This window comes from Micromonospora tarensis (genome assembly GCF_016803395.1).
Lineage (GTDB): Bacteria > Actinomycetota > Actinomycetes > Mycobacteriales > Micromonosporaceae > Micromonospora > Micromonospora tarensis.
In genome coordinates this window covers 1-7,551 of the sequence record NZ_JAEVHL010000285.1, presented here as the reverse complement: position 1 = coordinate 7,551, position 7,551 = coordinate 1, and the positions used below count along the sequence as shown (strand labels likewise).

7 protein-coding genes are annotated in these 7,551 nt (G+C 72.1%); 6 read left to right on the top strand and 1 reads right to left on the bottom strand.

The window, feature by feature from the left end; translation table 11 throughout:
* Positions 1 to 474: methylmalonyl-CoA epimerase (gene mce, locus JM949_RS31475; RefSeq protein ID WP_203151746.1), on the bottom strand; the 474-nt coding region annotated here is incomplete at its 3' end.
* Between the two features lie 60 nt (positions 475 to 534).
* On the opposite strand from mce, the gene JM949_RS31470 reads away from it, so the two are divergent.
* The 6 genes from JM949_RS31470 to JM949_RS31445 form a co-directional block, all read left to right on the top strand.
* On the top strand, positions 535 to 1,734 hold the full coding sequence (locus tag JM949_RS31470; protein WP_203151745.1) for an acetyl-CoA C-acetyltransferase: 1,200 nt from the start codon (positions 535 to 537) through the stop codon (positions 1,732 to 1,734).
* Positions 1,735 to 1,848: 114 nt separating this feature from the next.
* Positions 1,849 to 2,853: a methylmalonyl Co-A mutase-associated GTPase MeaB gene (meaB, locus tag JM949_RS31465; RefSeq protein WP_203151744.1), complete on the top strand. Its 1,005-nt coding sequence runs from the start codon at positions 1,849 to 1,851 to the stop codon at positions 2,851 to 2,853.
* 196 nt (positions 2,854 to 3,049) lie between these two features.
* Entirely contained in the window at positions 3,050 to 3,466 is a 417-nt protein-coding gene (locus JM949_RS31460) for an Asp23/Gls24 family envelope stress response protein (RefSeq protein WP_203151743.1), read from the top strand.
* A 131-nt stretch (positions 3,467 to 3,597) separates the two neighbouring features.
* Positions 3,598 to 5,286 (top strand): acyl-CoA mutase large subunit family protein, encoded by a 1,689-nt coding sequence (locus tag JM949_RS31455; protein WP_203151742.1) that lies wholly within the window; start codon positions 3,598 to 3,600, stop codon positions 5,284 to 5,286.
* 184 nt (positions 5,287 to 5,470) lie between these two features.
* On the top strand, positions 5,471 to 6,394 hold the full coding sequence (locus JM949_RS31450) for a tetratricopeptide repeat protein (RefSeq protein ID WP_203151741.1): 924 nt from the start codon (positions 5,471 to 5,473) through the stop codon (positions 6,392 to 6,394).
* 68 nt (positions 6,395 to 6,462) lie between these two features.
* Positions 6,463 to 7,551, top strand: a 1,089-nt coding sequence (locus JM949_RS31445; RefSeq protein ID WP_238434233.1) for an arginase family protein, incomplete at its 3' end; no start/stop codon positions are given.

Here is a 7,551-nt window from a genome sequence, read left to right as displayed (position 1 = left end):
GTGGGGGGTGGGGGCGGGTTGGACCAGTTCGACCAGGACTCCGCCGGCGTCCTTGGGGTGGACGAAGTTGATCCGGCTGTCCGCCGTGCCGCGCCTCGGCGTGTCGTAGAGCAGCCGCATGCCGCGCTCGCGAAGCGCCGCGCAGGCCGCGTCGATGTCCACCACCGTGTACGCGACCTGCTGCACGCCCGGCCCGTTGCGATCCAGGAACTTGGCGATCGTCGACTCCGGGGTGAGCGGGGCGAGCAACTGCACGCAGCCGCCCTCGGTGCTCGGCCCGACGGCCAGCATCGCCTCCCGGACGCCCTGCTCGGCGTTGGTCTCGACGTGCACGCAGCGCATCCCGAACGTCCGCTGGTAGAAGTCGATCGCGGCGTCCAGGTCGGCCACGGCGATCCCGACGTGGTCAATCTTGCGAAGCCCGATGTCTGTGACGTAGTCCGCACCGGGCTCGGCGGGGGAGTTCTCGGCCATGACGCTAGTCTGGCCGAACAATCGTTAAGGCGTACAGCTCGGCACCCCTCGGAGGCAGGCATGGCTTCGGTGATCGTCAGCGGCGCCCGGACCCCGATGGGCCGGCTGCTGGGCAACCTCAAGGACCTCCCGGCCACGAAGCTGGGCGGGATCGCCATCAAGGCGGCGCTGGAGCGGGCCGGCGTCAGCCCGGACCAGGTCCAGTACGTGATCATGGGTCAGGTGTTGCAGGCCGGCACCGGTCAGATCCCGGCGCGGCAGGCGGCGGTCGAGGCCGGCGTGCCGATGTCCGTGCCGGCGCTGACCATCAACAAGGTCTGCCTCTCCGGGCTGGACGCGATCGCCCTGGCCGACCAGCTGATCCGGGCCGGCGAGTTCGACATCGTGGTGGCCGGCGGCATGGAGTCGATGACCAACGCCCCGCACCTGCTGATGGGCCAGCGCACCGGCTACAAGTACGGCGACGTGGTGGTCAAGGACCACATGGCACACGACGGGCTCAGCGACGCCTGGGACTGCTGCTCGATGGGCGAGTCGACCGAGCGGCTCGGCGCCAAGCACGGCATCTCCCGCGAGGAGCAGGACGCCTTCGCCGCCGCCAGCCACCAGCGGGCCGCCGCCGCGCAGAAGAACGGCCACTTCGCCGACGAGATCACCCCGGTGGTCATCCCGCAGCGCAAGGGTGATCCGCTGGTGATCAGCGAGGACGAGGGCATCCGCCCGGACACCACCGTCGAGTCGCTGGCCAAGCTGCGGCCCGCCTTCGCCAAGGACGGCACCATCACCGCCGGCAGTTCGTCGCCGATCTCCGACGGCGCGGCCGCGGTGCTGGTGATGAGCAAGGCCAAGGCGACCGAGCTGGGGCTGACCTGGCTGGCGGAGGTCGGTGCGCACGGCAACGTGGCGGGCCCGGACAACTCCCTGCACTCGCAGCCGTCCAACGCGATCAACCACGCCCTGAAGAAGGGTGGCCTGAGCGTGGCGGACCTGGACCTCATCGAGATCAACGAGGCCTTCGCCCAGGTCGGCATCCAGTCCACCCGGGACCTCGGGATCAGCCCGGACAAGGTGAACGTCAACGGTGGCGCGATCGCGCTGGGGCACCCGATCGGCATGTCCGGCGCGCGGCTCGTCCTCACCCTCGCCCTGGAGTTGCGGCGGCGCGGCGGTGGCACCGGCGCGGCGGCGCTCTGCGGTGGCGGCGGTCAGGGCGATGCCCTGATCATCCACGTGCCGGGAAATGCCGCGGCCAACCAGTGAGCGCGAGGAGTGAGCCGGTCTTGCGAGCCCCGCAGCCGCGAACAGAGGCGGCCCAGTGAGCGCGAGGAGTGAGCCGGTCTTGCGAGCCCCGCAGCCGCGAACAAGGATGATGCAGTGAGCGAGGCGGCCGAGCACGTTCCGGCAGCGGGCAGCACATCGGTGCGCCGCAGCCGGGACGTGCCGCTGCTGGTCGAGCGGGCCCGCGCGGGTGATCCCCGCGCGGTGGCCCGGCTGATCACGCTGGTGGAGAACGGCGACGCGCTGCTGCCGGCGATCGCCGCGGCGCTGGCCCCGTACGCCGGGCAGGCGCAGGTGGTCGGGCTGACCGGTTCGCCCGGGGTGGGCAAGTCGACCACCACGAACGAGCTGGTCCGCGCGCTGCGGGCGCAGGGACACCGGGTCGGCGTGCTGGCGGTCGACCCGTCCAGCCCGTTCACCGGTGGCGCGATCCTCGGCGACCGGGTGCGGATGCAGGACCATGCCACCGACCCGGGCGTCTACATCCGGTCGATGTCCAGCCGGGGGCACCTCGGCGGGCTGGCCGCGGCGACGCCGCAGGCGGTCCGGGTGCTGGAGGGCGCCGGCTGCGACGTGGTGCTGGTGGAGACCGTCGGGGTCGGGCAGGCCGAGGTGGAGGTCGCCTCGCTGGCCGACACGACGCTGGTGCTGCTCGCGCCCGGGATGGGCGACGCCATCCAGGCGGTCAAGGCCGGCATCCTGGAGATCGCGGACGTGTTCGTGGTCAACAAGGCCGACCGGGACGGTGCCGACGCCACGGTCCGGGACATCCAGGGCATGATCGCTCTCGGTGAGCGTGGGCCGGGGCAGTGGCGGCCGCAGGTGGTCCGCTCGGTCGCCGCGCGCGGCGAGGGCATCGACGACATCGCCGCCGCCATCGACAAGCACCGGGGCTGGCTGGTCGAGCACGGCGAGCTGCACCGCCGCCAGGAGGCGCGGGCCGCCGCCGAGATCGAGGCGATCGCGCTCGGCGTCCTGCGCGCCCGGATCGGTTCACTGCGCGACGGTACGGAGTTGGCCGCGCTCGCCACCAAGGTTGCCGAGGGTGCGCTCGACCCGTACACGGCGGCGGACGATCTGCTCGTCCAACTCGCTCGCTGACCGGTCGGGCGCGAGATCCGCACGCGTAGCGGGGTTCGCCGCTCGGACGGCGGGTTGGCGGGGCGCGCCCCGAGCCGGAAGCGAGTGTCACTCCGGTTTTAGTAGGCTCGCGGCGCGTGGCCGGAAGCGAGACTGTCGCGCGGCGGGCTGACGACACGATCGGTCCACAAGCGCCGGAACCAGGGGAGATGTGATCATGACGGACGCGGTGGAGAACGCCGGTGGAGGGCAGCCCGCAGCGGGCGCGGCCCGGGGCGTCACGTCGGTTTCCGACGAGGTCGTGGAGAAGATCGCCGGCGCCGCCGCTCGCTCGGTGCCCGGCGTGGCCGACCTCGGCGGCGACGTGGCCCGGTTCTTCAACAGCGTTTTCGACAAGGTCGGCCTGGACGAGGTGGGCGACGCCCGCCGGGGTGTCTCGGCCGACGTGAAGGGCAGCTCGGCGGTCATCAACGTGGTCCTGGTGATCGACGCCGGGCACGTCGTGGCCGACGTGACCGAGGCGGTGCGGGCCGCGGTGATCGACGCGGTGGAGAAGTACGGCCTGACCGTCACCCAGGTGAACGTCACGGTGGACGACATCGAGCTGAACCAGCCGGGAGTGGCCGCCGGCTGATTCGTCCGGCCCGACAGCCGAAACGGCTGTCGGGCCACCGGTTACCGGCGGGTACGACACGACTTAGCGATCGTTCAGGTAGGGGCCTTACACTCGACGTGCAGTCGAGGACCCGAGGAGGAGCCCTGCTCATGGACGCCGACGAGATCGACGCCGGACGGGCGCGCTGGCAGGCCCGGTACGACGCCGCGCGCAAGCGGGAGGCGGACTTCACCACGCTCTCCGGGATGCCTGTCGAACCGGTCTACGGACCGCCGGAGGGCAGCGCCTACCCGGGCTTCGAGCGGATCGGCTGGCCTGGCGAATACCCGTACACCCGGGGTCTGTATCCGACCGGCTACCGCGGGCGGACCTGGACGATCCGGCAGTTCGCCGGCTTCGGCAACGCCCAGCAGACCAACGAGCGGTACAAGATGATCCTCGGCGCCGGCGGTGGCGGCCTCTCGGTCGCCTTCGACATGCCGACGCTGATGGGCCGCGACTCGGACGACCCGCAGTCGCTCGGCGAGGTCGGTCACTGCGGCGTCGCCATCGACACCGCCACCGACATGCAGGCGCTCTTCGACGGCATCGACCTGGCCGGCGTCACCACCTCGATGACCATCTCCGGCCCGGCCGTGCCGGTGTTCTGCATGTACCTGGTCGCCGCCGAGCGGCAGGGCGCTGACCTGTCCAAGCTGGACGGCACCCTGCAGACGGACATCTTCAAGGAGTACATCGCGCAGAAGGAGTGGCTCTTCGACCCCGAGCCGCACCTGCGCCTGATCGGCGACCTGATGGAGTACTGCGCCCGGGAGATACCGCGCTACAAGCCGCTGTCGGTCTCCGGCTACCACATCCGCGAGGCCGGCTCGACCGCCGCGCAGGAGTTGGCGTACACGCTGGCCGACGGTTTCGGCTATGTGGAGCTGGGTCTGTCGCGCGGGCTGGACGTCAACGTGTTCGCGCCGGGGCTGAGCTTCTTCTTCGACTCGCACCTCGACTTCTTCGAGGAGATTGCGAAGTTCCGGGCCGCCCGTCGGATCTGGGCCCGCTGGCTGCGCGACGTCTACGGCGCCACCAGCGAGAAGGCCCTGTGGCTGCGGTTCCACACCCAGACCGCCGGGGTGTCGCTGACCGCGCAGCAGCCGGTCAACAACGTCGTACGCACCGCCGTCGAGGCGCTCGCGGCGGTGCTCGGCGGCACCAACTCGCTGCACACCAACGCGCTGGACGAGACCCTGGCGCTGCCCACCGACGAGTCGGCCGAGATCGCCCTGCGTACCCAGCAGGTGCTGATGGAGGAGACCGGCGTGGTCAACGTGGCCGACCCACTCGGCGGTTCCTGGTACGTCGAGGCGCTGACCGACAAGATCGAGGCCGAGGCGGAGGAGATCTTCGCCCGGATCCGGCAGCTCGGTGGGGAGGGGCCGCACCAGATCGGCCCGATGACCTCGGGCATCCTGCGCGGTATCGAGGACGGCTGGTTCACCGGGCACATCGCCGAGTCGGCCTTCGTCTACCAGCAGGCCCTGGAGAAGGGCGACAAGAAGATCGTCGGGGTCAACTGCCACACCGGAACGGTCGCCAAGGAGCTGGAGATCCTGCGCATCTCGCACGAGGTGGAGCTGGAACAGCGCCGGGTGCTCGCCGAACGCAAGGGCGCGCGGGACGAGTCGGCGGTCCGGGCGGCGGTGACCCGGATGATCGAGGCCAGCCGTACCGACGAGAACATGATCCCCGCCATGCTCGACGCGGTCCGCGCCGAGGCGACGCTGGGCGAGATCTGCGACGCGCTGCGCGCCGAGTGGGGCACCTACCGGGAGCCGGCCCGCTTCTGACCCGTCCGCCCCTGTTGATCTTGCACTTGCTGCCGGCGAGAAGCGGCACGAACGTCGCTTCTCGCGGCAGCAAGTACGGGATCGCGGCGGGTTGGGGTGGGGGTGAAATGGCCGAGGTGAGAGTTGCAACGTCGGGGTTGCGGGTGAGCTGAGAATCCGGGCTCACGTGCGAGACTAGGTAACCATGAGCGACCCACGGATCACCTCGTCGATCTTCACCCGCGGCGCGGTCGACCTCAGCACGCTGCGTGGCCCCGCACCAGCCAGTACCCGCCCCGGCACGCGCCCGCACGGTGGCCCGACAAACGGCGCGCCCGGCGCGCCCGCCGCCGGCGGTGACACCGCCATCGTCGACGTCACCGAGGCGACCCTCCAGTCCGACGTGCTCGAACGCTCGATGACCACGCCCGTCGTCGTGTTCTTCGGCGCGGCCGGTTTCCCCGAGAGCGACGAGTTCGCGCCGGTGCTGGAGCGGCTGAACGCCGAGGGCGGCGGCGCCTGGGTGCTGGCCCGGGTCGACGTGCAGGAAAACCCCCGCATCGCCCAGATGTTCCGGGTCCAGGGCATCCCCATGGTCTACGCGGTCGTCGGCGGCCAACCGGTCGACGCCTTCTCCGGCGTGGTGCCCGAGCCGCAGTTGCGGCAGTGGCTCCAAGCCGTGCTCAAGGCCGGCGGGGTGACCGTCGCCGAGCCGGAGGACCCCCGCCTCGACGAGGCCGACGACGCGCTGATGAGCGGCGATCTGGACGCCGCCGAGCAGGCGTACCGGAAGATCCTGGCCGATGCCCCGGCGGACCCCGCGGCCACGGCCGGGCTGGCCCAGGTCGGGGTGGCCCGCCGAGTGGCCGGCGCCGACCCGTCCGCCGCGCTGGCTGCCGCCGAGAGCGCCCCCGACGACGTCGCAGCCCAACTGCTGGCCGCCGACATCGAGGTGCTCAGCGGTCTGGCCGAGCAGGCGTACGCCCGGCTCGTCGGTCTGGTCCGGCGCACCGCCGGCGAGGACCGCGAGACGGTCCGTCAGCACCTGGTCTCGCTCTTCTCCATCGCCGGCCCGGACGACCCGGCGGTCGCCTCGGCACGCCGGGCCCTGGCCAGCGCCCTGTTCTGAGTTCGTAGCACGCCAGCGCGGGCCGCGTTCCGGCCGGCCCGCCCGACCACCGAGGACGGGAGCTCACGATGCGCCGAATCGCCGTCCTCGACGCGCCGACAAATCTCGGTCTGCGCCCGCCGACGCCCACGTCGGTGCCGGGCTGCGCCAAGGCGCCAGGCGCGCTGCGCGACCACGACCTGCTGGCCCGGTTGCGCGCCCGCGACGCCGGCTGCGTCACCCCCGCCCGGTACGACCCGGGCGACTGGCGGCCCGGCGACGGGGTGTGCCACGCCCGGGAGATCGCCGACTACTCGCTGGCCCTCGCCGAACGCATCGGCTCGATCATCGACCGGGGCGAGTTCCCGGTGGTGCTCGGTGGCGACTGCTCCGTGCTGCTCGGCTCCGCCCTGGCCATGCACCGCCTCGGCGAGGCCGTCGGCGGGCGGATCGGGCTGGTCTTCGTCGACGGGCACTCCGACTTCCGGCATCCCGGCAACGTCTCCTACGTCGGCGCGGCCGCCGGCGAGGACCTGGCCCTGGTCACCGGGCGCGGGCAGGCCGACCTGGCCGCGCTGGAGGGTCGTCGGCCCTACTTCCGCGACATCGACGTGGTGGTGCTCGGCATCCGCGCGCAGGACGAATACCGGCTCGACCTGCAAGCCGCCGGGATCACCACCCGACCGGTGCCGGCGCTGCGTGCCGAAGGCGCCGCCCGGACGGCCCAGTGGGCGCACGAGCAGCTCGCCGACTGCGCTGGCTACTGGGTGCACATCGACGTGGATGTGCTCGACCCCGCGGTGATGCCCGCCGTGGACGCCCCCGACCCGGGTGGGATCGCCTTCGCCGAGCTGGAGATCCTGCTCGCCGGCCTGGTCGACACCCCGCACTGCCTCGGCGTGGAGCTGACCGTCTTCGACCCGGACTACGACCCCGACGGCTCGTACGCGGCCGAGATCGTCAACACCGTGGTCGCTGGTCTGGCGCCGGTCACCGCGCCGGAGGCGGTGCCACCCCGGCTGCTGTCGCCCCGGCCGACGCCCAGCCCCCGGCGCGCCGGCGACCGGACCGACCGGGTGGAGCGCTCTGGCGTTGCGGGGCGGCTCGACGGTGCGGAGCGGCTCGACGGTGCGGGACGGCTTGACGGTGCACGGCTCGACGGTGCGGGACGGCTCGAC